The following is a 25939-nucleotide window of genomic DNA, read 5'->3' as shown; positions in this document are numbered from 1 at the left end:
GATCAGTCCGCCTTTCCTTTCTCCGCGCCGACCACGATCGCATTGCGCACAGCCTCGATGTAGACGGTCGGGTTGCTGAGCGACTGGATCGTCCGGTCCATGTAGCGCATCGCGGGGCCTGCCTGCACGGTAAGGAGCAGGGTGAGGCCCAGCAGGAACAGAACCGGCATGACCTCAATGACGAGGACGCGTGGCACGGTGCCTTCGATCGAGCTCCAGAAGGTACGGATGCCGGCGCGTGTCATGGAGATGAGAGCGGCGACACCCGACAGGATGACGAGGATGATGAGCGCCCAAACGGAAGCTGTCGGCGGCACACCGATCGCGCCGGTGCCCATCATTGCCGAGAGCATGGCAAATTTGGAGATGAAGCCGGAGAGCGGTGGCAGCCCGGACAGAAGGATGGCGCAGGCGGCAAAACAGATGCCGAGGATCGCCATGGTGCCAGGCATGGTAACACCTTCGGTCTGGTCCGGCTCGCCTTCCTCGGCGTCGCCATAGGCTTCCATGGTAACGGCAAGAACCGCAGCACCGGCATCCTGCCCGCGTTCCACCAGTTCGATCAGCATGAAGAAGGCGCCGATCGTCAGGGTCGAGCTCACGAGGTAGAGCAGCGCGCCGGACGAGATGGCGTTGTCGTTGATGCCGAGCACCATCAGCAGCGTGCCGGAAGAAACCAGCACCGAGTAGCCGGCGACGCGGCCGAGTGCTTGGGAGGCGAGGACGCCGACGGTGCCGAAGATGACGGTGACGAGTCCGCCGTAGAGCAGGACGCTCGCACCAAAACCGGCGGCCGGTCCATCGCTGAAGAGCAGCATGGTCAGGCGCAGGATGACATAGATGCCGAGCTTGCTGAGGATGGCAAAGACGCCGGCCACCGGTGCAGCTGCCGCGCTATAGGCAGTCGGCAGCCAGAAGCAGAGCGGCCACATGCCGGCCTTGATGAGGAAGGCGATGCCGAGCACGCCCGCGCCGGCTTCCATCAGCATGCGCCGGTCCGGTTCGATCTCCGGGATACGCGCAGCGAGATCGGCCATGTTGAGCGTGCCGGCCGTGCCGTAGATCAGGCTGACGCCGATCAGGAAGAGCAGGGCGGCCGCCAGGTTGATGGCGATATAGTGCATGCCGGCCTTGACGCGTAGCGGGCCGGAGCCGTGCAGCAGCAGGCCATAAGAGGCCGCCAGCATGACTTCGAAAAAGACGAAGAGGTTGAACAGGTCGCCGGTGAGAAAGGCGCCGTTGACGCCCATCAGCAGCACCTGGAACATGGAATGGAAATGGGCGCCGATCGTGTGCCAGCGGGCAAACGAGAAGACCAGCGCTGCGGCGGCCAGCAGTGCCGTCAGCAGCAGCATCAGGGCCGACAGTTCATCCAGCACCAGCACGATGCCGAAGGGCGCGGCCCAGTTGCCGAGGAGGTAGACGCCGTCGAAGTCGTTCGGGCCGCTTTCGATCCGCAGCAGGATCAGGGCCGCGGCGCCCATGAGCAGGACCGAGCAGAGGCTGATCATCGCCTTCGTGGCGCGGCTGCGTTCATCGATGAACAGGAGTATCGCGGCCGCCGCCAGCGGGATGAGGATTGGCGCGATGATGAGGTGGTGTGTCCAGTTCATCATCGCGGATCATTCCTGCCGTCGACATGGTCGGTGCCCGTCAGCCCGCGGGAAGCGAGCAAGACGACGAGGAAGAGCGCCGTCGTTGCAAAGCCGATGACGATTGCCGTCAGCACCAGCGCCTGCGGCACGGGATCGGCAAGGCTCGAGGTCGCAATGCTGTCGTTGAGGATCGGCGGCACGTTGGTTTTGACGCCGCCAACGCCGAAGATGAACAGGTTGACCGCATAGGACAGGAGCGACAGGCCGATGACCACCTGATAGGTGCGCGGACGCAGGATGAGCCAAACGCCGCAGCTCGTCATGACGCCGATCGCGATGGAGAGGATGATTTCCATCAGGCGGCCTCCTTCGCCTTCTCGACCTCGATGGCACGCAGTCGATTGATGCGGATCGACTGGTGCGCGAGCGCGACGAGGATGAGGACCGTGGAGCCGACCACGAGGGAGAAGACGCCAAGGTCAAAGAGGAGGGCGGTGGCAGCAGGCATTTTGCCGATCAACGGAAGTTCGATGTACTGGAAGTGCGAAGTGAGGAACGGATAACCGAATGCCCAGGCGCCGATGCCGGTGGCCGTGGCGGTGAGGATGCCGGCACCGATCCAGCGCAGCGGAAGGATGCGGATGCGATCCTCCGCCCAGCGCGTGCCGCCTGCCAGATACTGGAGCAGGAAGGCGATCGACAACGTCAGGCCGGCGGAGAAGCCGCCGCCGGGCAGGTCATGGCCGCGCATGAAGATGTAGACGGCGAAGGTGACGATGACCGGGAACAGCCATTGCATGATGACCGAAGGGATCAGCAGGTATTCCCGCACGGTATCGCCTTCAGAGCGTTCCGGCCGTTCGGCATCGAAGCGGTTCTGGATCCGCTGCTGCTCGGGCTTTTCCATGCTGTCCGGGGCAGGGCGGAAGCGGCGCAGCAGGGCGTAGACGGTGAGCGCCACCACGCCAAGAACGCTGATCTCGCCGAGCGTATCAAAGCCGCGGAAATCGACCAGGATGACGTTGACGACATTGCGCCCGCCGCCCTGGCTATAGGCGTTTTCGAGGAAGTAGTTGGCGATCGCATCCGGCACCGGCATGGTCATGACGGCATAGGAGATGAAGGTCATGCCGATGCCGCAGAAGACGGCGAGCCCCAAGTCGCGGAAGCGCCGGACGCGGGCCTGCAGCGTGATCTTTTCTTCCATGCCCTCGGTGCGCTTTGGCAGCCAGCGCAGGCCGAGAAGGATGAGAACGGTTGTGACGATTTCGACCAGAAGCTGGGTGATGGCGAGATCCGGCGCCGACAGCCAGATAAAGGTGACGCAGACGATCAGGCCGACTCCGCCGAGTGCGACGAGGGCCGCCAGGCGATGGTATTTCGCGAGATAAGCGGTGCCGAGTGCCAGGCAGATACCGATGAACCAGATCGCGGCGAAGGCGGGATCGATGCCGCTGAAGACGAAGGGGCGTGTTTCAAAACCGGATACCCAGAGCGGCAGAAGGCCGGCCATGAAGCCGGTGCCCACCACCCAGCGCATCTGCGGCTGGAGATTTCGTGTGCCGATGCGCTTTTCTGCCAGGCGCGCCCAGTGCCACGAGATCTCCACGAGAACCCGCTCGAAGATGCGTTGGCCCTTGAAACGGCGGAAGAAGGGAGCACCATCGTCGCAGCGCGCCAGGTAGCCACGCAGGGCGAAGTAGAGTGCCGTACCTCCGAGCATCGCGGTGATGCTCATCATCAGCGGCAGGTTGAAGCCGTGCCAGACGGAAAGGCTGTATTCGGGTGTTTCAGCATCGAGGACGCTGACGACCGCCGTGTGCAGGAAGGGGCCGACCGACCAGGCCGGCGCAATGCCGACGATCAGGCAGACGACCACCAGGAATTCGACCGGGAAACGCATCCAGTGCGGCGGCTCGTGCGGCTTTTCCTTCGGAAGATCGACCGGCGGCGGCCCGAAGAACACCATGTGTATGAAGCGCACCGAATAAGCGACGCTGAAGGCGCTGGCGAGCGTCGCGATATAGGGCAGGCTGCGGTCGAGGATCGAATCCGCGTGGGTTTCAACGGCTTCGGCGAAGAACATCTCCTTCGACAGGAAGCCGTTGAGAAGCGGTACGCCGGCCATGGCCGCACTCGCCACCATGGCAAGCGTGCCGGTGATCGGCAGGAACCGGAAGAGCCCGCTCAACCTTCGCATGTCGCGCGTGCCGGCCTCGTGGTCGATGATGCCGGCGGCCATGAACAGTGACGCCTTGAAGGTGGCGTGGTTGAGCATGTGGAAGATCGCCGCGACCGTTGCAAGCGGGCTGCCGAGGCTCAACAGCGTGGTGATGAGGCCGAGGTGGCTGATGGTCGAATAGGCGAGCAGGCCCTTGAGGTCCTGCTGGAACATGGCGAAATAGGCACCGATGAGGAGCGTGATGACGCCTGCGAGGCCCACCAGCCAGAACCATTCGGAGGTTCCCGCGAGTGCCGGCCAGAAGCGAGCGAGCAGGAAGACGCCTGCCTTTACCATGGTGGCCGAATGCAGGAAGGCCGAAACCGGGGTCGGCGCGGCCATGGCATTCGGCAGCCAGAAATGGAAGGGGAACTGGGCGCTCTTCGTCAGCGCGCCGAGCAGGATGAAGATCAGCGCCGGGAGGTACAGCGAGTGGTTGCGGATCGCGTCACCCGATTCCAGGATCTTGTCGAGATCATAGCTGCCGACGATGTTGCCCAGCAGCAGCAGCCCGATCAGCAGGCAGAAGCCGCCGATCCCGGTGATCGTCAGTGCCATGCGCGCGCCATCGCGGGCTGCCGCCGTGTTGTGCCAGTAGCTGATCAGCAGGAAGGAGAAGATGCTCGTCAGTTCCCAGAACACCGACAGCAGGATGACGTTGCCGGAGATGACGATGCCGAGCATCGCGCCCATGAAGGCGAGCAGGAAGGAGAAGAACCGCGGAACCGGATCCTCTTCCGACATGTAGTACCGCGCGTAAACGACGACGAGGAAGCCGATGCCGGTGATCAGCATGGCAAACAGCCAGGCAAAACCATCGAGCCGCAGGGTGAAATTCAGCCCGAGCTGCGGGATCCACTCGAGGTAAAAGCGGAGAACCTGGCCTTCCTGCACATAAGGATAGCTGGCGGCGGTCAAAAGAAATGCGGCGAGCGTGACTGTGCCGGCGATCCAGGACGGCAAGGCCGTCGATGAGGTACGCAACAGGCAAACGGAGGCAATGCTGCCCGCAAAGGGCAGGATCAGCAGGAAAAGAAGAATACTTGGCCCCAACGTTACCCCAATGTGCAGACCTCTCCCGCGCCCAAGGCCGTTTCCGTCATCAGAAACACCTCTAGCAAAACTTCTGAAAATCACTTATATGACTGATATTGACCAATATGGGCAACAATCGACGATGGGTCAAGCAGAACATCCGAAGATTCTGACGCCGGCTTTGTGCCGGGCAGCGCGAGGCTTCCTGGACTGGACGCAGGCCGATCTTGCCGACCGCTCCGGCATTTCCCGCAGCACGATCCGCGACTACGAAGGCAACCGGCACGACGTGCACCGGGCAACCGAAGCGCAGATGCGGCTCGCCTTCGAGGATCACGGCGTTGTCTTCATCACTGCCGAGAGCGGCAATATCGGAATCTGCTGCAAGGCGCCCGGCCAGTCCTCTTCATGAGTCTCGGCTAAAATATCGGAACTTCGAGCGCCTGCCATCTGTTTTGTCACGCAAACAGGAGACAACAGATGGCAAACCAAGCGACGAGTGACGGGAAGAGCAAGGGCGGGGCGCTCGATATCAAGAACGAGCATGTGGCACCGATCGGAAGCGACGGGGAACTGAAGGCGTCGTCCAAACCGAGCGTCGAAAAAGCGTCCGGTGCTGCATCCTTGGGCGATGCGGTGCAGCCGGTTGAAAAGTTCGATCCGCCAGCACAGGATGCCGATCGCCGCATCTTCCAGAATGGCGACACTGATCGGGACCGGTAAGAACCGGATGATCAAGAACGGAATGATCGCGGTGCTGGTGATCATCGTCCTCTTGTTCGCGGCCGCGTTCCTGATGCGCGGCCCGAGCCAGCCGACGGATGTATCACCGCCACCGGCAACCTCGCCCGAGCAGGGCTGACACCAGGTTCATCGACCCCCGAAAACGAAAAAAGCCCCGCATCCGGCGGGGCTTTTCCTTTGTCGATCCGGTTGTGCCGGATCAATCCTTGTCCATGTCCTGGGCCATCTTGTAGTGGTGCTCCAGGGCTGGAAGTGTCTTGGCAGCCCATGCCTTCAGGTCGGCATTTTCGCCTTCCTTGGAATAGCGGGTAAAGAGGTCGACGGCATCTTCATGCGCATCCACCTGGGCGTCATGGTATTCTTCCGTGAACTCGGCGCCCTTGAGCTTGGCAAGCTCATCGAGGTCTTCCTTCATCTCGTCCGGAAGAGCAGTCGCCGGGGTGGCCTTCACCTTGCCGCTGGAGATCAGCTCCTTCAGCTCGGCGCTGGTCTTTTCATGGTCGGTGATCATCTGCTGGGCGAATTTCTTCGTGGCTTCGTCTTCCGACATCTGCACCGCCAGCTTGCTGGACTCGATCTCGAACATGTCGCTGGCCGAAGCCTGCATGACGAAATCTTCGGTCGACGGGGCGACGCCCAGTGCGGAGTTGACGCCGGTCTTTTCCGTTGCCGATTGGGCAAACGCAGCACTTGCGCTCATCAAAAGGGCAGCGGCCAATGTAATCTTCTTCATGAGAGGCTTTCTCCGTTCGGGTTGATGCGACTGGAACCGCGAGGGTGAGGAGAAGTTCCCGAAATAAAAGAAGGATTGTCCGGAGGAGGGGAACTTCCCCTTCCTGCGGCCGGTTGGGGCACCAAGCACCGGAGCATCGCCATGCCGCCACTGATCCGCTACATCATCCTGCGCCTTGTGACCGGATTTGCGATCGGCTGCGCTTGTGCGCTCGCCCTGATCCTTGGCCCCCTGAAAGATTACCCGATGCCGGCTGGCGGCCTTGCCGCCTGGCTGATGATCTATGGTGTAGCGTCCACCTTCGCGCTTGGGTTCCTTGCAACTGCCCTTGCAATGGATGGCGAGGATTAACACATCAGGAAGTGCATAAAGTTTGTGCGGATAGCAACCTTTTGAGGCATCCGCAGTTTCTTGCTTCGAATTTTTGGGGCAATCGAAATGAACATGCAAATGCGCGCCAGCGACACTCGCTGGCTTACTCCCGTTTACGTCCGCATCGGTCATGAAGTGCCGGAAGCGATCCGAAGCCCTCGGGAGGCGCTCAACCAGCTTCTGTACCGCTGGCCGCCCGTCTATGGCGAAGCCTACCACCTCGCCAAGCAGCGCTGCAGCCTGGCCATGGCAGGCAAGACCTCCTGCGAGGCATCGCGCGAAGCTTTCATCATGGCCTGCATCGAAGCCAAGGTGCTCGACTGATGCGGCAGCCCGCCGCTACGGCGCTTTCCATTGAATGGGGCCTCGTCTGGCGGGACGCCCAAGATTTTGATTGATGCGCGCCGCGGGCTGGTTTAAGAACCAGCCACCGGTGAGCGAGTCTCCGGTTCCAGGCAAGCACCCGTAGCTCAGCTGGATAGAGTGTTGGATTCCGATTCCAAAGGTCACAGGTTCGAATCCTGTCGGGTGCGCCATTCTTCGAAGCAGTAAGCTTGTTTAAAATCGAGCCTCAGGCTCGATCGGTTCCGCACCTCCTTTCCCCACTCCTGCACAATCAATTTGCACCGGCGGCAACCGCACCCTACCTTGATCCTTGATGTGATGATCGGGAGGAGAATTGGAATGAGCGCCGAATGCGGCCCCTATGTGCAGATGGGCAAGCTCGCTCAGCAGATGGCGAACCAGTACGGGAAGGACCCGAACCTCGCGCTCGAGCCGCTCCTGGCGCATTTTATCGATGAGGTCGAAGTGAATGTCGCCGCCGATCGCTTCGATCATCTCGGTTTCATGACACGCATCCGCAGCGCGGTCGCGCAGGCGGCGGCGAAGGCGACCGAAAGCCGCGCGCAGAATTTCCTGCAGGCGGTGGTCCAGGCACTCGAAGTTTGCATCGCGCGACATGGCGACACGTCGCCGGCGTCCTCCGATCGGGCGGTTGACCCGGAGGGCCTGCAACCGCTGGCGTGACGCGACCTGCGGGCTTGCCCTTTCCCTCTTTCCTGGCATAGGCGAGGCAGATTGACGCGCGGCAAGGGAACAGCTTGCGGCGGCACCGGGTTCAGCCCTATCGCTCGGGCACGTAGTTACGAAAGGCAAATGTCATGGCTTATGAAGCAAACTGGGCGCCGCTTTCGCCCTATAGCACAGGCGTCAAGGGGCGCTGCCCCCGCTGCGGGCAAGGCCACCTGTTCAACGGCTTCCTGACGCTGCGGACGAAATGCGAGGTTTGCGATCTCGATTATTCCTTCGCGGACCCGGCAGACGGCCCGGCCTTTTTCGTGATCTGTTTTGCCTGCATTCCAAGCGTCGCCCTCGGGGTGTGGCTGGAAGTCGTCTACCAGCCGCCGTTCTGGGTGCATCTCTTGATCTCGCTGCCGTTCCTGCTTGCGACATGCATCCTGCCGTTGAGGCCGCTGAAGGGCTGGCTCGTCGCCAGCCAGTATTACTACAAGGCCGAGCAGGGCAAGATTGACCGCGGCGACCATACGCCGGCGCCCAAGCCCGCCCCGGCGGACGCTGAATCAGGATCCTGAGGCTCGGCTCCCGCGCGTCGCAAGGTCAGGAACCTTCTCCTGCCGAATTCATTCGTGTGATGTGAATTCAAGGAGCAGACGATGTCCGAACCCAGCGAAATTGAACAGGAAATGCGCCGGCGAACGCTCGCCGTGGAGGGGGCCATGCTGATGCTGATCGATGGCCTGGCGGCCCGCGGCACAATCTCCGCGGACGAGGCCGAAGACATGCTGCGCGTTCTCGCCAAGGGTTCGGAACAGTCGGCCGTGCGCGTTTCCAGTTCGCTTCGCATCGTCAAGCAGTTGAAGCGGCTGCGCGGCGGCGACGGCATGGTGACACCCGGGGCCTGACAAGCACGCTTCCGGACAACGAATGAAGGCGCGGTATCTCCCGCGCCTTTTTCTTTGGCCGCCGTTGACCGCGTGGGTGATCAGGTGCGCCGCCCCACCTCGCGTGCCAGGTCCTCGAAACAGAAGGGGGTGCCGTGCTGGTGGGCCTCGTTGGCGAGCAGCAGGACGCGGATCGGGAAAGCGACCGCCTTCTGGTGCGAGGGCGAGACATGCAGCGGGTTGTCATCCGCCAGCACCTTCTTTTCCACCACCTGCAGGGCCTCCTGGATCTCCTCGTTTGTCGTCACGCCCTTGTTCACGAGAAGACGGTTGATCGCTGCGACGGCAAGATAGAGGCCTTCGAGCTGCGGATTGGCGGTGTTCATGTCTCGGTCCTTTCTGTCGAAGAGGGGATGGCGGCTGCGGCGTTCTCATCAATGATGCGCGCGCCGCGCTGGCGGGTGAGGTAACGCCAGATCCACTGGATGCTGACGAGAAGCCGCTTTTCGAAGTTGACGAGCAGGTAGACGTGGATGAGCGCCCAGAGGAGCCAGGCAAGGCGGCCCTTCAGCGTCCACCGGCCGAAGTCGAAGATTGCGGCATTGCGGCCGATCACGGCGGTATTGCCGCGGTTGTGGAAACGGAAAGGGGCGGGCTTTTTCCCCTCCAAGATCTCGTGCCGCAGCGCGTTGCCGAGATATTCACCCTGCTGCTTTGCCACCTGCGCCAGCGCCGGCAGGAGCTTGCCGTCCTCCCCAAACGCCGCCGAAGTGTCGCCGATCGCATAGATATCGGGAAAATCGGGGATCGAAAGGTCCGGGTTGACCTTGATGCGGCCGGCCGGCCCGCCCTCGATGCCGAGCCAGTTAGCGGCAGGGGAAGCTTTGACGCCGGCGCCCCAGATGACGCAGCCGGTGCGGATGACCTTGCCGCCCGCAACAATTTCGCCGCGGCGTACGTCTTCGACCGGCACGTTGGTCATCACCTCGACGCCAGCTTTCTCAAGCGAGGTGCGCGCCCATCGGGTGAGGTTTTCCGGAAAGGCGGCGAGAATTCTTGGCCCCGCCTCGATCAGGATGACGCGAAGATGATCCGGCTCCAGCTTGCGGAAATCGCGGGTGATCATGAAGCGGCCAAGCTCCGCGATGGCGCCGGCCATTTCGACGCCGGTTGGGCCGCCGCCGATGATGACGCTCGTCAGCAGCGCCTTCTTTTCTTCCGGATCCTGGGAAAGCTCGGCTTTTTCGAAGGCGAGCAGTAGCCGCTGGCGGATGAGGCGCGCCTCGTGGATGGTTTTCAAGCCCGGCGCCCAGGCCCGCCACTCATCATGGCCGAAATAGTTGTAGTCCGAGCCGGTGGCGAGCACGAGCCGGTCATAACCGATCTCGGCGCCATCCCCGAGCTTCACCACCTTGGCTGTCGCGTCGACGCCAGTGACCTCGGCGAGCTTGACGTCGATGTTGCGGAAGCGCCCGAGCGTGCGGCGGATAGGTTCGGAGATATCGGCGGGCGAGAGCGCCGCGGTCGCGACCTGGTAGAGCAGGGGCTGGAAGAGATTGTGGTTGCGCCGGTCGATCACCGTGACGTCGATCGGAGAGTTGCCGAGCGCGCGCGCCACGGCAAGGCCGCCAAAGCCGGCGCCGACAATGACGACGCGATGCCTGTCGTACGGTTGAACATCGTGATGTGGATCCGCTCCGGCCACTTCAGCCCCCGATCTTGAAACCGATTTATCGAACCCGGTTCAACAAGCAGACGTCCACAATTGTTCCCGGGCATGGTGCGGCCCATGCAGAGGCTTGAACAGCGGAACTTTTTAAACGGCGCGACGTTCCCACCCACGACATCAAAAGGAGAAGATAATGAACAGCATCGTTTGGTTGGTTGGCGCAGTCGTCATCGTTATCGCAGTTTTAAATCTTGTCGGATTCGCTTGATTTCATTTAGAAAAGATCTGGAACTTCAAGTTCCGGAAGAGAATCAAAAAGGGCGCTGCTCCGGTTGGGAGCGGCGCCCTTTTCCGTTGGTGCCGTGGCGTCACTGCGCCACGAGCAAGGCAAACGGGTGGTCGGCAAAAACCCAGTTCACGGCGACGCGTTCCTTGGGGTCGATTGTCTTGCCGGTGCAGAGGTCGCGGTAACGGCGGTTCGCGAGGTTCGGCGGCAGCGCAATTTCCGTTTCCGCCCAGCGATCCTGCGCGGTGAGGCCCGGATGCAGCGCGTTAAAGACAAGCCGCGGGGTGATGACGATCAAGGCGTCATCTTCATCGGCGCGCGCAAACGCAAGGATATTCCCGGCACGCTTGCCCTTTGCTTCAAGCGGGACATAATCGCCAGCGCAGAACAAGGACGGCGCTTCCTGCCGCAGGTGAAGCAGCGTTGCGATGACCTGCTGTTTCAGCCGACCGCTCTGCCAATCCTCCTCGTCTGCCGAGGTCGGCTTCTTGCGTTCCGGCAGCCGCTGTTGCAACAGGTCGAAATCGGGCTCCCTGCGATTGTCCGGATCAACGAGGCTCAAGTCGAGGCTTTCGCTGCCCTGGTAGATGTCGGGAACGCCCGGTGCCGTCAGCTTGATGATCGTCTGCGTGACGCTGTTGACGAGCCCGGCGCGGATGATGGGCTTCAGCGTGTCGGCGAAATCCTGGAGGAAGGCGCTGTTCTCCGGCGAGAGCAGTTGGCTGGCGTACCCGAGCACGGCTTCTTCATAGGCCTCGTTGCTGTCGCCCCAGTTGGTGCGATGTTTCGCTTCGCGGATCGCCTTCTCGACATAGGCGGCGAACCGCTCCTCAAGGGCCTTTAGACCTTCGGCGTCTGATGCCTGGAGATCGGCCGGCCAGACACCGGCCAGCGCCTGGTAGAGCATCCACTCGACGGCCGGTTCGGGGGCAGGGCCATCCTCAAGCGTCTGCACGGATGCCTTGTTGATGTGCCGCCAACGGGTAACCGCCTCCGCCCAAAGCTGCGGCGCTTCGGTCAGCACGTAAAGTCGGGCGCGCGCATCCTCACCGCGTTTGGTGTCATGGGTCGAGGTGCCCGACAACGCATCCGGCTGTTTTTCCAGTCGCGTCTTCATCTCCTCGTGGAAGCGGGCGAGCGAAAATGGGCGCGGCAGCGGTTCGGCACCCACTTCGTTCAGCGCCAGCGCCATGTGCTGGCGGAAGAACAGCGTGTCCTCCACCGACTTCGCCATCAGCGGGCCGGTCAATTGCTGGAAGCGGGTGCGGAAAAGCGCAGCCTGCTCTGCTGAGGCGGGAGTGACCTCGCCACGGAGGATACGCGCAAGGAAGGCGAGGGATGCTTCATCGGGCGCATGCTGGCCACCACGGATGTCGTGCAGCACCTTGTCGAGCATGTGCTTGCCTTCCGGCGGCAGGCCGGTTTCAGTGCCGTAGGTGCGGTAAACGGGAAAGCTGACCAGCAGTTCGCGCAGCGCCGACTTCACCGATGCTTCGGAGCTCTGAGGTCCTTCCTCCGTCTCGCCGATCTGCATGGCAAGCTTCAGCAGCGTGCTGACCTCGCCCTGGAAGTTGTTGTCTGCCATCAGGAGCTTCGCAGCGAGAAGCTCCCCGACCATATCGACAGGGGCGCCGACGACAGTCTCGTAAGCGGCCCGCAAGCCGTCCAGCTTGTTGCCATCGACGAGCGCGTCGCTGAGGGCAGCGATGAATTCGTAACCGGTAGTGCCGGAGATCGGCCAGTCGGGTGCGATGTGCTCGCCTTCGCCGAGGATCTTTTCGACCGTGATGTAGCAGTCGGGCCCGGCTTCCCGTCGCAGCCTTTCGAGATAGGCTTTGGGATCGGCGAGCCCATCGACGTGGTCGACGCGCAGCCCATCGACCGCTCCGTTGCGGACAAGCTCCAGGATCAGGCGGTGAGTGTCGTCAAACACCTGGGCGTCTTCCACCCGCACGCCGGCAAGGCCGGTGATCTCGAAGAAGCGCCGGTAGGAAAGGTCGCGCTTGGCGTCGCGCCAGGACATCAGCCGGTAGGGTTGCTGGTCGTGCAGGCTGGCAATCGCCGCCTTATCCGTGATGCCGAGGACCTCCTGCTCGCGGCCGGCATACGTCGCCGGGTTCAGTGGATAGAAGGTCTCGAAATAAGCGAACGCTGGCTTCCCCGTCTTCGGGTCAGCCTTGACCGAGATGTCGCCAGCTTCCAGCACCGTCTCGAAGGTATCGCCGAGGAAAGGAAGAGTGAGGCGGCGCGACCAGTCGATGTCGAAGTGGCGGGCATAGCGGCTGTCCTGGCCGCTTTCCACCACATCGCGCCACCACGGGTTTTCCAGCGAGGCGGCCATGTGGTTCGGGACGATGTCGAGGATGAGCCCGAGCCCTTCGGCCTTCAGCACCCTCACCATATGGTCGAAGCCTTCGCGACCGCCAAGCACCGGGTCGATCTCGTTGGCATCGGTCACATCATACCCGTGGGTCGAACCGCTGGTAGCGGTGAAGATCGGCGAGGCATACAGATGGCTGATGCCGAGACGCTTCAGATAGGGCACCAGGGCGGCGGCACGATCGAAGGTCATGCCGTTGCGGAACTGGATGCGGTAGGTGGCTGTCGGGATCATGCGGCGTCTCCGGCGGCATCAAGGGTGACGAGGATCGAATTCGGCTGCAGATCCTGCGCCTTTGCCGGCCAGCTGAAGATCGGTTGGCCGGGCATGTCCGGAACAGGCTGCGCCTTCTCGCCGATGTTGAGCGCCATCGACAGCGTGCCCTTGGGGAATGTCCAGGAGACCGCGACGAAACCGTCGCCGGTCTTCAAGACCTTGCCGCTGTTGCCGCCGGCGGTTGCGAGGAGCGGCACGACATGCTGCTGGCGCAGGGAAAGCAGTTCCCGGGTGAATGCGAGCCAGTCCTTGCCGTTCTTCGAGGTGAGCTTGTTCCAGTCCAGCTTTGAAGCGTCGAAGGTCTTCTTCGCGTTGGGATCGGGCACGCTCTCGCCTTCGTGGCCAGCATGGCCTTCGAATTCCTTCGCCCGGCCTTCGCGCACCGCCTTGGCAAGATCGCCGTGGAAATCGGTGAAGAACAGGAAGGGGTTCGTCTCGCCATATTCTTCGCCCATGAACAGCAGCGGGATATGCGGCGAAAACAGCAGCGTCGCGAGCAGCACCTTCGTCCGCTCGACGCCGGCAAGCGAGATCAACCGGTCGCCATGGGCGCGGTTGCCGACCTGGTCATGGTTCTGGATGAAATCGACGAAGGCAACCGGCGGCTGGCCAGTGCTTTTGACGCCTCGCTTCTCGCCGGTCTGCGGCGACACCTCACCCTGATAAGCAAAACCTTCGCTCAGGATGCGGGCGACCAGCTTTTCCGGCTGCTTGGCGAAGTCCTTGTAATAGGCGTGCGTCTCGCCGGTCGCAAAGACATGCGCGGCATTGTGAAAGTCGTCGTTCCATTCGCCGGTGAAGAGCGGCACGGAGCCATCCTCCTCGCGCGGATGCAGGAAGATGACGTTGCGGCTGTCTTCGGTGGTGAGATGGATCGGCCGGCTGGTGATCTCGGCGCGGATGCGCTCGGCGATCTCGATCAGGATATGCTTGTCCGAAACGTCCTCGATCTGGTCGATCGCATCGAAGCGCAGTCCATCGAGATGGTATTCCTCCAGCCAGTAAAGCGGCGCCTCCCCGATATACCGGCGCACGGCATCGACGTCATAGGCAATGGCCGCACCCCAAGGCGTCTGGCGCTCCTTGTGGAAGAAGTCCGGCGCCAGCAGCGGCAGGTAGTTTCCTTCCGGGCCAAAGTGGTTCAGTACGATATCGAGCACGACGGAAAGCCCGTGGCCGTGGGCGGCATCGACGAAGGCCTTGAAGTCCTCCGGTGTACCATAGGCCGAATGCGGCGCATAAAGCAGCACTCCATCGTAACCCCAGCCGCGGTTGCCGCCAAATTGCGAGACAGGCAGGACCTCGATCATGGTGATTCCGAGATCAACGAGGTAGGGCAACTTCTCGATCGCTGCCTGGAAGGTGCCCTCCGGCGTGAAGGTGCCGACATGCATCTCGTAGACGACGGTTTCTTCCCAGGGCCGGCCCTTCCAGTCGGCGTCCTGCCAGTCATAGCTCGTCGGGTCGATGACCAGCGACGGGCCGTTGACGTCCTGCTTCTGCGCCCGCGACGCGGGATCGGGCACGACCATCCCGTCCGCCAGCACGTAATTGTACTCGGCCCCCGGGGTGACGCCGGTTGCCAGCAGCTCGAACCAGCCCTCATCGTCGCGGGTCATCTCGGTGTCTTCGCCGTTCAGGCGCAGCGTGACCTTTTCCTGTCCCGGCGCCCACAGCCTGAACCGCACCTCTCCGGCCGCAACATATTCCGCGCCCCAGCTCTTCGGGAAAGCGCGAAATTCGGCAACGCCATTCGTATCCGGCATATCAACCAGCCCCTCATTGAAAGAGACCTGCAAACGCCGGTGCAGGATTGTAGTTCCATCACCCTGGACGCTGGTAAGAAAATTGCGCGGCCGGACAACATTTCGCAAGCCAGGCCAGTGGCGCGGTTGCCGCTTCAGCATTAGTTTTATCTTGTATGCAGGCGGTTTCGGGAGGAGATCTGGGCATGCTGACTGACGAGGAAGAGCTTATCCGTTCAACGGCTGCGGACTTCTCGCGCGAGGTGCTCCAACCGGGTGCCGCCGAGCGTGATCGCAACCACGCGATCGAGCCGGAGGTCCTGCGGCAGCTTGCGGAACTGGGCTTCCTCGGCATGCGAACCGCGGAGGAATGGGGTGGCGTCGGCTGCTCCTATGTCGCCTATGCCAGCGCCCTGATGGAGCTTGCAGCAGGCGACGGCGCGGTGTCGACGCTCGTCAGCGTCCATAACTCCCCAGTTTGTTCGCTTCTCAACGCCCATGCCTCCGACGCGCAGAAAGAGCAGTTCCTGCGGCCGCTCGCCGAAGGTCGCCATATCGGTGCCTTTGCACTGACCGAGGCCGATACCGGATCAGATGCTGCGGCCATTCGCACCCGTGCGACCCGCGACGGCAGCGACTACCTCATCAACGGTTCGAAGATGTTCATCACCTCCGGCAAGATCGCCGGCACGGTGATCATCTTTGCCGTCACCGATCCTTCCGCCGGCAAGCGCGGCATTTCGGCGTTTGTTACGTCGACGGACGTTCCCGGCTTCTCGATATCGAAGGTCGAGGACAAGCTCGGCCAGCGTGCTTCAGACACCGCGGCGCTGATGTTCGACAACCTGCGGATCCCGGAAAGCCAGCGCATCGGCGCGGAAGGGGCGGGGCTGAAGATCGCGCTTTCTGGCCTTGAAGCCGGCCGCATCGGCATCGCCGCGCAATGCGTGGGCATGGCGCAGGCGGCGTTCGACGTCGCGGTTATTTATGCCCGTGAGCGCAAGTCGTTCGGCCAGGCGCTGCTCGAACACCAGGCGGTCGCCTTCCGGCTGGCGGATGCCAAGACCCAGATCGAGGCGGCCCGGCAACTCGTGCTGCATGCAGCGCGGCTGAAGGATCGCGGCGAGCCCTGCCTGTCGGAAGCCTGCATGGCGAAGCTGTTTGCCTCGGAAATGGCGGAGAAGGTCTGCTCGGCCGCCATCCAGACGCTTGGCGGATACGGCTACATTACCGACTTCCCGGTGGAGCGCATCTATCGCGATGTCCGGGTCTGCCAGATCTACGAGGGGACGTCGGACATCCAGAAAATCATCATCGCTCGCGGATTTGCCTGAGGGAAGATCGCACCAGCTGAAATCGGTTCTTTGGGAGGAGAAGCGGATGACAGACGAAACAAGGCTCAGCCTCAACGTACCCGAACCGGAAGTGCGGCCGGGTGGCAAGCCCGACTTTTCCCGGGTGCCGATCCCGAAGGCGGGATCCGTCATGCGGCCGGAGGTGGATGCCGATCCGGAAACCATCCGCGACCTCGCCTTTTCGATCATCCGGGTGCTGAACCGGGAGGGCGAGGCGGTTGGCCCCTGGGCGGGGACGCTGACCAGCGAGGAACTGCTGGAGGGCCTGCGGCACATGATGCTGCTGCGCGCCTTCGACCAGCGCATGCTGATGGCGCAGCGCCAGGGCAAGACCTCCTTCTACATGCAGCATCTTGGCGAGGAGGCGGTCTCCTGCGCATTCCGCAAGGCGCTTCGCCCGGGTGACATGAATTTTCCGACCTATCGACAGGCGGGCCTGCTCATTGCGGGCGGTTATCCGATGGTCGACATGATGAACCAGATCTTTTCCAATGATGCCGACCCGCTGAAAGGCCGCCAGCTGCCGGTGATGTATTCGGCGCGCGACCATGGCTTCTTCTCGATCTCCGGCAATCTCGGGACGCAATTTGTGCAGGCGGTGGGCTGGGCAATGGCGTCGGCCATCAAGAACGACACGAAGATCGCCGCCGCCTGGATCGGCGACGGCTCCACCGCCGAATCGGACTTCCATGCGGGGCTGGTGTTTGCCTCCACGTACAAGGCGCCGGTGATCCTCAATGTCGTGAACAACCAGTGGGCGATTTCCACCTTCCAGGGGATTGCGCGTGGTGGCTCGGGCACCTTTGCTGCCCGCGGACTGGGCTTCGGCCTTCCATCGCTGCGGGTCGATGGAAACGACTATCTTGCTGTCCATGCTGTCGCCAAATGGGCTGCTGAACGGGCTCGGCGCAATATCGGCCCGACGCTCATCGAATACGTCACCTATCGTGTCGGCGCCCATTCCACCTCCGATGACCCTTCCGCCTATCGGCCGAAGGAGGAATCGGAAGCCTGGCCGCTTGGCGACCCGGTGATCCGGCTGAAGAACCACCTGATCCGGATCGGCGCCTGGAGCGAGGAACGCCACAAGCAGACGGAAGCCGAGATCCGCGACACGGTGGTCGCGGCACAGAAGGAGGCGGAGTCGCATGGCACGCTTCACTCCGGCGGACGCCCATCCATGCGTGACATGTTCGAAGGCGTCTACGCGACCATGCCGCCGCATCTGAAACGCCAGCGCCAGAAGGCAGGAGTGTAAGGCATGCCGCGGATGACGATGATCGAGGCCATTCGCAGCGCACTCGATGTTTCCATGGAACGCGACGACGACGTGGTCGTGTTCGGTGAGGACGTGGGGTACTTCGGCGGGGTGTTCCGCTGCACGCAGGGGCTCCAGCAGAAATATGGCAAGACCCGCTGCTTCGACGTGCCGATCAACGAATCCGGCATCGTCGGCACGGCGATCGGCATGGCCGCATATGGGCTGAAGCCCTGCGTCGAGGTGCAGTTCGCCGATTACATGTACCCCGCCTACGACCAGATCACCCAGGAAGCTGCACGCCTGCGATATCGCTCCAACGGCGACTTCTCCTGCGGCATCACGATCCGCATGCCGACCGGCGGCGGCATCTTCGGCGGCCAGACACACAGCCAGAGCCCGGAGGCGCTGTTCACGCATGTCTGCGGGCTGCAGGTGGTGGTGCCGTCCAACCCTTATGATGCCAAGGGCCTGCTGATCTCCTCGATCGAGAACCCGGATCCGGTGATCTTCCTGGAGCCGAAGCGGCTCTACAACGGGCCTTTCGATGGCCATCACGATCGTCCCGTGACGTCCTGGGCGAGCCACCCGCTGGGCGAGGTACCGGCTGACCACTACACGATCCCACTCGGGCAGGCGGTGGTGCGCCGCCCTGGGTCGGCGGTGACGGTGCTTGCCTATGGCACCATGGTTCACGTCGCGGAGGCGACGGCGGAGGAAACGGGCATCGATGCGGAGGTGATCGACCTGCGCACCCTATTGCCGCTCGACCTCGATACTATCGTCGCTTCCGTCAAGAAGACCGGCCGCTGCATGGTGGTGCATGAGGCGACGCTGACATCGGGCTTCGGGGCCGAACTCGTGGCGCTGGTGCAGGAGCATTGCTTCTACCACCTCGAAGCGCCGGTGATGCGGGTGGCCGGTTGGGATACGCCTTATCCGCATGCGCAGGAATGGGACTATTTCCCCGGTCCCGCGCGTGTAGGCCAGGCCCTGCGCGACATGATGGAGGCCTGAGATGGCAGAGCGGATCATCAAACTTCCCGATGTCGGCGAGGGCGTTGCTGAAGCGGAACTCGTGGAATGGCATGTCCAGGTGGGCGATGTCGTGCAGGAAGACATGGTGCTTGCGGCCGTCATGACCGGCAAGGCCACCGTCGAGATTCCGTCACCGGTGGAAGGCAAGGTAACCTTTCGGCATGGCGAGGTGGGCGACGTGATCGCCACGGGCACTGTCATCCTGAAGATCAAGGTGGCCGGCGAGGACGCGCCGGACGAACATGACGAGCCGGAGTCCAAGCCTGAACCCGCAGTGGCAGTGGAACCGATGCAGGAGCGGGTGGCGCCTGAACCTGCAGCCGTCGAAACGCCGCCTCCACCACCCAAGCCGGTTGAAAAACCACGTGCGCCGGCTGCTCCCCGCACCGAAGGCGACAGGCCGCTTGCTTCGCCGGCCGTCCGGTTGCGCGCACGCGAGGCTGGCGTCGACCTGCGGCAGGTGACGCCGACCGGGCCCGCCGGCCGCATTACCCACGAGGATCTCGACGCTTTCCTGGAGCGCGGCGGCGGCAAGGCCGTCGGTGCCGGCCTGCAACCCAACACCAACGTACAGGAGGTGAAGGTCGTTGGTCTCAGACGACGGATCGCCCAGAAGATGGCGCTCGCGAAATCCCGCATCCCCCACATCACCTATGTGGAGGAGGTGGACATGACGGCGCTGGAGGAACTGCGCGCCCGCCTCAATGCCCAACCGGGCGGGGCGCAGAAGGACCGGCCGAAGCTGACGATCCTGCCCTTCCTGATGCGGGCGATGGTGAAGGCGATCGGCGAGCAGCCGGGCATCAACGCGCACTTCGATGATGAGGCAGGCGTCATCCGCCAGTTCGGCGCCGTTCACATCGGGGTTGCGGCGCAGACACCGGCAGGCCTTGTCGTGCCCGTGGTCCGGCATGCCGAAGCGCGCGACATCTTTGACTGCGCCCGCGAAGTGGCGCGGCTCTCCGACGCTGCGAAGAACGGCACTGCCCAGAGCGAGGAGTTGAGCGGGTCGACGATCACCATCAGCTCGCTCGGTGCCATGGGTGGCATCGTTTCGACGCCGGTCATCAACCATCCGGAGGTCGCGATCGTCGGCGTCAACAAACTCGCGATCCGCCCGCATTGGGACGGGACGCAGTTCGTGCCGCGCAAGATGATAAACCTCTCCTCCAGCTTTGATCACCGCGTGATCGACGGCTGGGATGCGGCCGTCTTCGTGCAGCGTCTGAAGACGCTTCTCGAAACGCCAGCGCTGATCTTTGTCGAGGAGTGACCATGAAGGAGATCAACTGCAAGCTTCTCGTCATTGGCGCCGGGCCAGGAGGTTATGTCTGCGCCATCCGGGCGGGGCAGTTGGGTGTCGACACGGTGATCGTCGAGATGACGAAGGCCGGCGGCACCTGCCTCAATATCGGCTGTATCCCCTCGAAGGCCATCATCCACGCGGCGGACGAGTTTCATCGCGCCTCCGAGATGGCGGCAGGCCGAAATGCGATGGGCATCCGCGCAGATAACCCCGCGATCGACCTCTCGCGCACCATTGCCTGGAAGGACGGGATTGTAGGGCGGCTGACGAACGGTGTCGCGGGGCTCGTCAAGAAGGCGGGCGTCAAGATCGTTGTCGGGCGAGCGAAGTTCCGGGATGGCAAGACGGTGGTTGTGGAGACCGAGACGGGGCAGCAGATCATCCGCGCCGAGGCAATCGTCATCGCCACAGGTTCCGCGCCTGTCGAGCTTCCGATGTTGCCGTTCGGCGGCAAGGTGATCTCCTCGACCGAAGCGCTGTCACTGCGCGAGGTGCCGAGAACGCTTGCGGTTGTCGGGGGCGGTTACATCGGGCTCGAACTCGGGACGGCTTTCGCCAAACTGGGGTCGAAGGTGACGATCATCGAGGCGCTCGATCGTGTGCTGCCGCTCTACGACAAGCAACTCACGCAGCCGGTGGCAAAGCGGCTGTCGGCGCTTGGTGTCGAGCTTCTTCTGCAAACGAAGGTGAGGGGACAGTCCGGCAATGGCGAGAGCCTGCTCATCGAGACGGCGGACGGCGAGGAAAAACGGATCCATGCGGACAAGGTGCTGGTGACCGTCGGGCGGCGCCCCGTCACCGAAGGTTGGGGGCGTGAAGAGCTGGAGCTCGACATGCTCGGCCCGTTCCTGAAGGTTGACGACCAGTGCCGAACCTCCATGCGCGGCATCTATGCCATCGGCGACGTCACGGGCGAGCCGATGTTGGCGCATCGGGCGATGGCGCAAGGGGAGATGGTGGCGGAAATCGTGTCGGGCAAACGCCGGTCCTGGGACAGGCGCGCCATTCCGGCTGTCTGCTTCACCGATCCCGAGATCGTTTCGGTCGGGCTGTCACCGGACGAGGCGCGCGCTTCTGGCACCGAGATCAAGATCGGCCAGTTCCCGTTCACCGCCAATGGTCGCGCAATGACCCTTTTGGCCGAGGACGGGTTCGTACGCGTCGTGGCGCGCGCCGACAACCACCTCGTGCTCGGCATCCAGGCGGTGGGTGCCGGCGTCTCGGAGCTCTCGGCAGCCTTCGGGCTCGCGCTCGAGATGGGATCAAGGCTCGAGGATATTGCCGGGACGATCCATGCCCACCCGTCGCAATCGGAGGGGCTTGCCGAAGCTGCGATGAAGGCGCTCGGCCACGCGCTGCATATCTAGCCTCCGGTCGGCGTCACGTGGCTGCGGCGCCCGCGTTCATAGCTCCAGCAGGGCGTAGGGTTTTCCGGTCGGTTTCTCGATATGCGAGGCGACGTTGTAGACGGGTGCGCCGCCCGGTGTGCGGCCCTCATAGCGGCCCCGGTGAGCGTGGCCATGTACGACGGCCTTGACCGGGAAGCGATCGATGGTTTCAGCAAGGCGGGATGAGCCGAGGAATGGATAGATTTCCTTGGGCTCGCCTTCGACGGTTTCGGGGATCGGCGCATAATGGAGCACAACCATGGCGCGCTCGGAGCGGACCTGCCTGAGCGCATTTTCAAGGCGCATGGTTTCTTCCACGCTTTCCGCCACCATGGCCTTGATCGCCGGCTCGCCGAAGGAACCAAGCATGTGGCGTCCGAAGCCGCCTGCAAAGCCCTTGACGCCGGCAAAACCGACACCCTTGATCTCGACCGCCTGGCCTTCCAGCAGATGCACGCCGGCATCCTTGATGATGGTCCGCACCTCGTCGACGCAACCGCATTCGTAGTCGTGGTTGCCGAGCACGCCAACGATCGGGATCGAGCAGGACCGGAGATCCGCGGCCAGCAGTTCGGCTTCCTTGACCTTGCCGAGATCGGTAAGGTCGCCGGTCAGCACGAGGATATCGGCAGCCTGCGAGATTTCGCTGAACAACTCCTTGTAGGAAACGGTGCCATGTTCCTTGACGTGGAGGTCACCCATGGCAGCAATGCGTGCGGTGCCGTTGGTTTTCGGTGCCGGCGCTGTCGGCTCTTCGATTTCCCGGTTCGCGTCGAACGCATCTGTCACGCCGATCCTCCTTCTGCTCGTTCCTGTTCGATGCCTTCGCGAAGCTCGCCTTCGCCGCCAACATCGGCAAAACCCCATTCCTTCACGTCGATCTCGAAATCGACGCGGCTGAACATGCGGCCGCGGCAGATCTTCATCTGCGGCAAGGGCAGTTCGCGCTGTGCCTTCAGCCGGTCGAGCAATTCGTCGAGCAGCCAGTCCGGCACCTTGTCGCGCTCCGTCGGGTAGATCCACCGGAAGTTCAGGAGGTGGATCAGCAGCACTTCCCAATGCACTTCCATGTGGTTGAGAAGGCGTTCCCAATCGACCTGGTCGTGGGCGCGCAGGATCATGTGGACGATGTCTCCGCCGTCGTAACGGTGGCGCAACTGCACGAAACATTTCGACCAGATGAGCTCGGTCGGCGCGATGATGCGCACCTTGTGGCCGTTCATCTCGATCTGGCGGGCGTTTTCAAACCAGGCGTCGCTGATCGGCATGGTGCCGTTCGAGCCCGCGAAGATCACATCGAAGAAGTGCCGGCCCTTCTTGACCTTGCCGAGCCAGCGGTCGTCCTCGACCTCGATCTCGTAGCCGCGCTCCTTGAAGTGGGCGAGGATGCGGGCGTAGTCGCCGGCCTTGCAGAAGATGTCGAGATCCTTGGTCGGGCGGCTGATGCCCGTATAGGCGCTGACCGCAAACGTGCCTGCAAGCAGGAACGGGATGTGGCAACGCACCAGTTCCTCGATCGCCTCGGCCACGAAGGCCTCGGAATCAGGATCGGCCAGCGTCGGGGCAGCCTTCACCTCGATGCCGGGCATCAGTTCCATGGGGTGGGAACCGCGTTCCGTTGCTGTTGATCCGGTGGGCGTTATGTCGGCGTCCATCGATGTCTCCGTGTCTCAATGGAGACAGCAACACCAAAGCCCGTGAACTGGTTCCGCGGGCCTTGTTCAGGTCACCGTGTCGCTCAGCGCTCCGGGTTGTCGGCGTTTGCCATGGGGCTCGGGCGACCGTCGGGCTGGTCGGTGTCCGACCGCTCGTCGAGATCTTCAAGGTCGGCATCGACGATGTAGGTGTCGCCGCCGCCGAGCCGCGAGGCTTCCTTCACGGCATCGAGATTGGTCATGTCGGCCTGTGCGTGCAGCGCATCCTCGGCACGTTCGCGGCCTTCCTGCTCGAAGCGAGCGGATTCACCATCGGGGTTTGTTTTGCGTTCGGCGTCCATACGCGTATCCTTTCGATTGGCCTGAGCCTTCGTCGGCGACGAGGCTCGTTGGCTGACAACCCACCGTCGACGCAGAGGTTCCCATGCGGAGCGGGAACCAAGGCTTCCGCCCGGGTGTTGAATCGCCGGCAACCCCAAGGAGGATCACATGCCAGCCAAATCGAAAGCACAGCAGAAAGCCGCCGGTGCGGCGCTCGCCGCCAAGCGCGGCGACATCAAGAAGGGCGACCTCAAGGGCGCCTCGAAGAGCATGGAAAAGTCGATGAGCGAAAAGCAGCTCGACGAGCTTGCGTCGACCAAGCGCAAGGGCAAGCCGGAGCACGTGGCGCAGCACTGACAGGCTGGGTTCGGGAAGGCTCTGCGCTAGACGGGCGCACGGGTTCGGCCGCCGCGGGCAAATAGGAGGGAGATTGCACCATGCCGCCACACGAGCTTGACGAGACGCTCAAGGCCATGCCGCTGAGGACAGGCGTTTATGTGCCGGAAGATCTTCTCGAAGACTGGTTTGCGCCAGGCACGGGAATGAACCCGGTGAGCAAGGAAGCGCTCGAAGCCGCCGAAGCTTATGGCAAGCGGCTGGAATGCGAGTTTAAATATTATCCGGAGCGGATGGAAGGCGTGTTCTGGAAGTGGGTTCCGGCCATCTAAGGAGGGGGGCGGACAGCTCTTGAGCCGCCACCATCAGTGCAGGATCAGGCGTTAGGCCGGGTCAGCATGAACGCCGCAGGTGCGATCATCAGCGCGGCGACAAGCAGGGCGCGCCCGGGTGGCGGCGCGGTGCCGAACCAGAAAATCGCATAGCTCACTGCCATCAGCGACACGGCGGTGATCTTTGCCCGTGGTGAAATGGCGCCACGTTCGCGCCAGTCGCGCAGCGGCGGGCCGAAGGTCGGGTGGTTCATCAGCCAGGCTTCGAGCTTCGGCGAGGAGCGCGCGAAACACGCAACCGCGAGCAGCAGGAAGGGTGTTGTCGGCATGACCGGCAGGAAAGCGCCGATGACGCCGAGCGCTACGAACAGCCAGCCTAGACACAAAAATATGAGTCGCATGAAAGACCTATGGGAAAATCTTCATCAGGATAAACAAGTTGAAGCGCCCCGTCTTCATGTATTGATTCAACTTGGGACCTGACGCACCGCCCTTATCTGGTGCGCGGGGCGGTTGCCGGAAAGGCACCCTTTCCATTTGCCTGTCGGCGGGTATATTGCCGGCAAATCCCAAAAGCAGGAGCGGTGATGTCGAAGAAGAAGGTGCTTGTCGTTGGCGGGGCCGGTTATATCGGCTCGCATACATGCCTGGTGCTGGCGGAGCGCGGATATGAGCCGGTGGTCTTCGACAACCTCTCCAATGGCCATGCCGAATTTGTTCGCTGGGGCGAACTGGAAGAAGGCGACATCCGGGACCGGGCACGTCTCGACGAGGTCTTCGCCAAGCACAAGCCGGACGCGGTGCTGCATTTCGCAGCGCTGATCGAGGTCGGGGAATCGGTCAAGAACCCAGTCGGCTTCTACGACAACAATGTCATCGGCGCCCTGACGCTTCTGTCGGCGGCGATCGATTCCGGCGTGAAGGCTTTTGTCTTCTCCTCCACCTGCGCGACCTACGGGCTGCCGGATCGCGTGCCGATGGACGAGACGCACAAGCAGGAGCCGATCAACCCCTATGGCCGCACCAAGTTCATCATCGAGCAGGCGCTCAAGGACTACGGCACCTACAAGGATCTGAAGTCGGTGATGCTCCGTTACTTCAACGCGGCCGGCGCCGACTTCGAAGGCCGGATCGGCGAATGGCATACGCCGGAAACACATGCCATTCCGCTCGCCATCGAGGCGGCGCTTGGCCGGCGCCAGGGCTTCAAGGTGTTCGGCGACGACTATGACACGCGCGATGGCACCTGCGTGCGCGACTATATCCACGTTCTCGACCTTGCCGACGCCCATGTGCGCGCCGTCGATTACCTGCTGGCGGGCGGCGACACGGTCGAGCTCAATCTCGGCACCGGCACCGGCACCACGGTGAAGGAACTGCTGGCCGCCATTTCGGAAGTCTCCGGCAAGCCATTCCCGGTGGAATATGTCGGGCGGCGGGAAGGAGACTCCACCTCGCTGGTCGCGAACAATGACAAGGCCAGGGCCGTGCTCGGCTGGCAGCCGCAGTACACGCTGCATGACATCATCCGTTCGGCCTGGGACTGGCATTCCCGTTCAAATCACGTACTGCAGTAAGGAAATACACCATGGCAAAGATGGTCCATTCGATGATCCGCGTGCTCGAAGAGGCTCGGTCGGTCGACTTCTACGAGAAGGCGTTCGGCCTCAAGGTTGCGGACCGTGTGCCCTTCGATGGCTTCACGCTCATCTACATGTCCAACCCGGAAACGGGCTTTGAACTGGAACTGACGGTCAATGCCGGGCGTACGGAAGCCTACAACCTCGGTGACGGCTACGGCCACCTTGCCGTGACGGTTGATGATGTCGAGGCCGAACACAAGCGCTTCACGGAGTTGGGGCTGACCGTTGGCAAACTGGTGGAAATGCCGCATGAGGGCAAGCCATTTGCCAAGTTCTTCTTCGTGACGGATCCGGATGGCTACAAGACGGAAGTGATCCAGCGCGGCGGCCGCTTCCAGTAAGAGGAG

The 25939-nt window shown here is 62.6% G+C and carries 29 protein-coding genes and 1 tRNA gene; 18 read left to right on the top strand and 12 right to left on the bottom strand.

Annotated features, from left to right (window positions below; translation table 11 throughout):
* Positions 1-2 precede the first annotated feature (2 nt).
* From CYG48_RS10485 to CYG48_RS10475, 3 genes are read right to left on the bottom strand one after another with little or no spacing between them, the layout of a single operon-like run.
* Positions 3-1616 carry a monovalent cation/H+ antiporter subunit D gene (locus tag CYG48_RS10485; RefSeq protein ID WP_118850325.1) on the bottom strand — a complete coding sequence of 538 codons (1614 nt, stop codon included), beginning with the start codon at positions 1614-1616 and terminating at the stop codon, positions 3-5.
* Complete coding sequence (locus CYG48_RS10480; RefSeq protein ID WP_118850324.1) at positions 1613-1951, bottom strand: Na+/H+ antiporter subunit C; 339 nt, start codon at positions 1949-1951, stop codon at positions 1613-1615. Before CYG48_RS10480 ends, CYG48_RS10485 begins: the two co-directional genes overlap by 4 nt.
* Positions 1951-4869: a monovalent cation/H+ antiporter subunit A gene (locus CYG48_RS10475; protein WP_245450329.1), complete on the bottom strand. Its 2919-nt coding sequence runs from the start codon at positions 4867-4869 to the stop codon at positions 1951-1953. Before CYG48_RS10475 ends, CYG48_RS10480 begins: the two co-directional genes overlap by 1 nt.
* A gap of 79 nt (positions 4870-4948) precedes the next feature.
* Between CYG48_RS10475 and CYG48_RS10470 the strand changes: the two genes are divergently transcribed.
* The 3 genes from CYG48_RS10470 to CYG48_RS22775 all read left to right on the top strand — a co-directional run bounded on the left by CYG48_RS10470 (position 4949) and on the right by CYG48_RS22775 (position 5713).
* Positions 4949-5263, top strand: coding sequence for a helix-turn-helix transcriptional regulator (locus tag CYG48_RS10470; protein ID WP_118851605.1), 315 nt, complete (start codon positions 4949-4951; stop codon positions 5261-5263).
* 68 nt (positions 5264-5331) lie between these two features.
* Positions 5332-5574, top strand: a complete 243-nt coding sequence (locus tag CYG48_RS10465; RefSeq protein WP_118850323.1) for a hypothetical protein — start codon at positions 5332-5334, stop codon at positions 5572-5574.
* A 7-nt stretch (positions 5575-5581) separates the two neighbouring features.
* Entirely contained in the window at positions 5582-5713 is a 132-nt protein-coding gene (locus CYG48_RS22775) for a hypothetical protein (RefSeq protein WP_256371641.1), read from the top strand.
* Between the two features lie 81 nt (positions 5714-5794).
* On the opposite strand, the gene CYG48_RS10460 is transcribed toward CYG48_RS22775, so the two are convergent.
* Positions 5795-6328: a DUF4142 domain-containing protein gene (locus CYG48_RS10460; RefSeq protein ID WP_118850322.1), complete on the bottom strand. Its 534-nt coding sequence runs from the start codon at positions 6326-6328 to the stop codon at positions 5795-5797.
* Positions 6329-6469: 141 nt separating this feature from the next.
* Between CYG48_RS10460 and CYG48_RS10455 the strand changes: the two genes are divergently transcribed.
* The 6 genes from CYG48_RS10455 (at position 6470) to CYG48_RS10430 (ending at position 8625) form a co-directional block, all read left to right on the top strand.
* The gene (locus tag CYG48_RS10455; RefSeq protein ID WP_118850321.1) at positions 6470-6679 is read left to right on the top strand and encodes a hypothetical protein; all 210 of its coding nucleotides are present in this window, start codon (positions 6470-6472) and stop codon (positions 6677-6679) included.
* 87 nt (positions 6680-6766) lie between these two features.
* Positions 6767-7024, top strand: coding sequence for a DUF982 domain-containing protein (locus tag CYG48_RS10450; RefSeq protein WP_118850320.1), 258 nt, complete (start codon positions 6767-6769; stop codon positions 7022-7024).
* 135 nt (positions 7025-7159) lie between these two features.
* Positions 7160-7236 (top strand) — tRNA-Arg (locus CYG48_RS10445).
* Positions 7237-7384: 148 nt separating this feature from the next.
* Entirely contained in the window at positions 7385-7729 is a 345-nt protein-coding gene (locus CYG48_RS10440) for a hypothetical protein (RefSeq protein WP_245450328.1), read from the top strand.
* Positions 7730-7863: 134 nt separating this feature from the next.
* Complete coding sequence (locus tag CYG48_RS10435) at positions 7864-8295, top strand: DUF983 domain-containing protein (protein ID WP_118850319.1); 432 nt, start codon at positions 7864-7866, stop codon at positions 8293-8295.
* An 81-nt stretch (positions 8296-8376) separates the two neighbouring features.
* Positions 8377-8625 (top strand): hypothetical protein, encoded by a 249-nt coding sequence (locus tag CYG48_RS10430; protein ID WP_118850318.1) that lies wholly within the window; start codon positions 8377-8379, stop codon positions 8623-8625.
* Positions 8626-8705: 80 nt separating this feature from the next.
* Here CYG48_RS10430 and CYG48_RS10425 read toward each other — a convergent pair whose 3' ends face one another.
* The 4 genes from CYG48_RS10425 to treZ form a co-directional block, all read right to left on the bottom strand.
* Complete coding sequence (locus CYG48_RS10425; RefSeq protein ID WP_118850317.1) at positions 8706-8990, bottom strand: hypothetical protein; 285 nt, start codon at positions 8988-8990, stop codon at positions 8706-8708.
* On the bottom strand, positions 8987-10309 hold the full coding sequence (locus CYG48_RS10420; RefSeq protein WP_118850316.1) for an NAD(P)/FAD-dependent oxidoreductase: 1323 nt from the start codon (positions 10307-10309) through the stop codon (positions 8987-8989). Before CYG48_RS10420 ends, CYG48_RS10425 begins: the two co-directional genes overlap by 4 nt.
* Before the next feature lie 332 nt (positions 10310-10641).
* Positions 10642-13173 carry a malto-oligosyltrehalose synthase gene (gene treY, locus CYG48_RS10415; RefSeq protein ID WP_118850315.1) on the bottom strand — a complete coding sequence of 844 codons (2532 nt, stop codon included), beginning with the start codon at positions 13171-13173 and terminating at the stop codon, positions 10642-10644.
* Positions 13170-14981 (bottom strand): malto-oligosyltrehalose trehalohydrolase, encoded by a 1812-nt coding sequence (gene treZ / locus CYG48_RS10410; protein ID WP_118850314.1) that lies wholly within the window; start codon positions 14979-14981, stop codon positions 13170-13172. The genes treY and treZ overlap by 4 nt, the downstream gene beginning before the upstream one ends.
* A 185-nt stretch (positions 14982-15166) precedes the next feature.
* Between treZ and CYG48_RS10405 the strand changes: the two genes are divergently transcribed.
* The 5 genes from CYG48_RS10405 to lpdA are packed head-to-tail and all read left to right on the top strand — an operon-like array spanning position 15167 to position 21284.
* Positions 15167-16294, top strand: coding sequence for an acyl-CoA dehydrogenase family protein (locus CYG48_RS10405; protein ID WP_118850313.1), 1128 nt, complete (start codon positions 15167-15169; stop codon positions 16292-16294).
* 46 nt (positions 16295-16340) lie between these two features.
* The gene (locus tag CYG48_RS10400) at positions 16341-17573 is read left to right on the top strand and encodes a thiamine pyrophosphate-dependent enzyme (protein WP_118850312.1); all 1233 of its coding nucleotides are present in this window, start codon (positions 16341-16343) and stop codon (positions 17571-17573) included.
* A 3-nt stretch (positions 17574-17576) separates the two neighbouring features.
* Positions 17577-18590: an alpha-ketoacid dehydrogenase subunit beta gene (locus CYG48_RS10395; protein ID WP_118850311.1), complete on the top strand. Its 1014-nt coding sequence runs from the start codon at positions 17577-17579 to the stop codon at positions 18588-18590.
* A 1-nt stretch (position 18591) separates the two neighbouring features.
* Positions 18592-19884, top strand: coding sequence for a dihydrolipoamide acetyltransferase family protein (locus tag CYG48_RS10390; protein ID WP_118850310.1), 1293 nt, complete (start codon positions 18592-18594; stop codon positions 19882-19884).
* A gap of 2 nt (positions 19885-19886) precedes the next feature.
* Positions 19887-21284, top strand: a complete 1398-nt coding sequence (lpdA, locus tag CYG48_RS10385) for a dihydrolipoyl dehydrogenase (protein WP_118850309.1) — start codon at positions 19887-19889, stop codon at positions 21282-21284.
* A gap of 36 nt (positions 21285-21320) precedes the next feature.
* Here lpdA and CYG48_RS10380 read toward each other — a convergent pair whose 3' ends face one another.
* From CYG48_RS10380 to CYG48_RS10370, 3 genes are all read right to left on the bottom strand, one after another.
* Entirely contained in the window at positions 21321-22007 is a 687-nt protein-coding gene (locus tag CYG48_RS10380) for a metallophosphoesterase family protein (RefSeq protein WP_118851604.1), read from the bottom strand.
* An 83-nt stretch (positions 22008-22090) separates the two neighbouring features.
* Positions 22091-22903, bottom strand: coding sequence for a nucleotidyltransferase family protein (locus tag CYG48_RS10375; protein WP_118850308.1), 813 nt, complete (start codon positions 22901-22903; stop codon positions 22091-22093).
* Positions 22904-23043: 140 nt separating this feature from the next.
* Entirely contained in the window at positions 23044-23301 is a 258-nt protein-coding gene (locus CYG48_RS10370) for a hypothetical protein (protein WP_118850307.1), read from the bottom strand.
* A gap of 148 nt (positions 23302-23449) precedes the next feature.
* Here CYG48_RS10370 and CYG48_RS10365 point away from each other — a divergent pair, with 148 nt between their 5' ends.
* Positions 23450-23638 carry a DUF3008 family protein gene (locus CYG48_RS10365; RefSeq protein ID WP_118850306.1) on the top strand — a complete coding sequence of 63 codons (189 nt, stop codon included), beginning with the start codon at positions 23450-23452 and terminating at the stop codon, positions 23636-23638.
* Between the two features lie 80 nt (positions 23639-23718).
* On the top strand, positions 23719-23949 hold the full coding sequence (locus CYG48_RS10360) for a hypothetical protein (RefSeq protein WP_118850305.1): 231 nt from the start codon (positions 23719-23721) through the stop codon (positions 23947-23949).
* A gap of 44 nt (positions 23950-23993) precedes the next feature.
* Here CYG48_RS10360 and CYG48_RS10355 read toward each other — a convergent pair whose 3' ends face one another.
* Positions 23994-24350, bottom strand: a complete 357-nt coding sequence (locus CYG48_RS10355) for a YbaN family protein (RefSeq protein ID WP_118850304.1) — start codon at positions 24348-24350, stop codon at positions 23994-23996.
* A 186-nt stretch (positions 24351-24536) separates the two neighbouring features.
* On the opposite strand from CYG48_RS10355, the gene galE reads away from it, so the two are divergent.
* Together galE and CYG48_RS10345 are read left to right on the top strand one after the other, a co-directional pair.
* Positions 24537-25526, top strand: coding sequence for a UDP-glucose 4-epimerase GalE (galE, locus tag CYG48_RS10350; protein ID WP_118850303.1), 990 nt, complete (start codon positions 24537-24539; stop codon positions 25524-25526).
* An 11-nt stretch (positions 25527-25537) separates the two neighbouring features.
* Positions 25538-25933, top strand: a complete 396-nt coding sequence (locus tag CYG48_RS10345; protein WP_118850302.1) for a VOC family protein — start codon at positions 25538-25540, stop codon at positions 25931-25933.
* The last annotated feature ends 6 nt before the right edge of the window (positions 25934-25939 follow it).

The sequence above is a fragment of the Neorhizobium sp. SOG26 genome (genome assembly GCF_003491345.1).
In the GTDB taxonomy this organism is placed as follows: Bacteria; Pseudomonadota; Alphaproteobacteria; order Rhizobiales; family Rhizobiaceae; genus Neorhizobium; species Neorhizobium turbinariae.
This window is presented reverse-complemented; position numbering and strand designations above follow the sequence as displayed.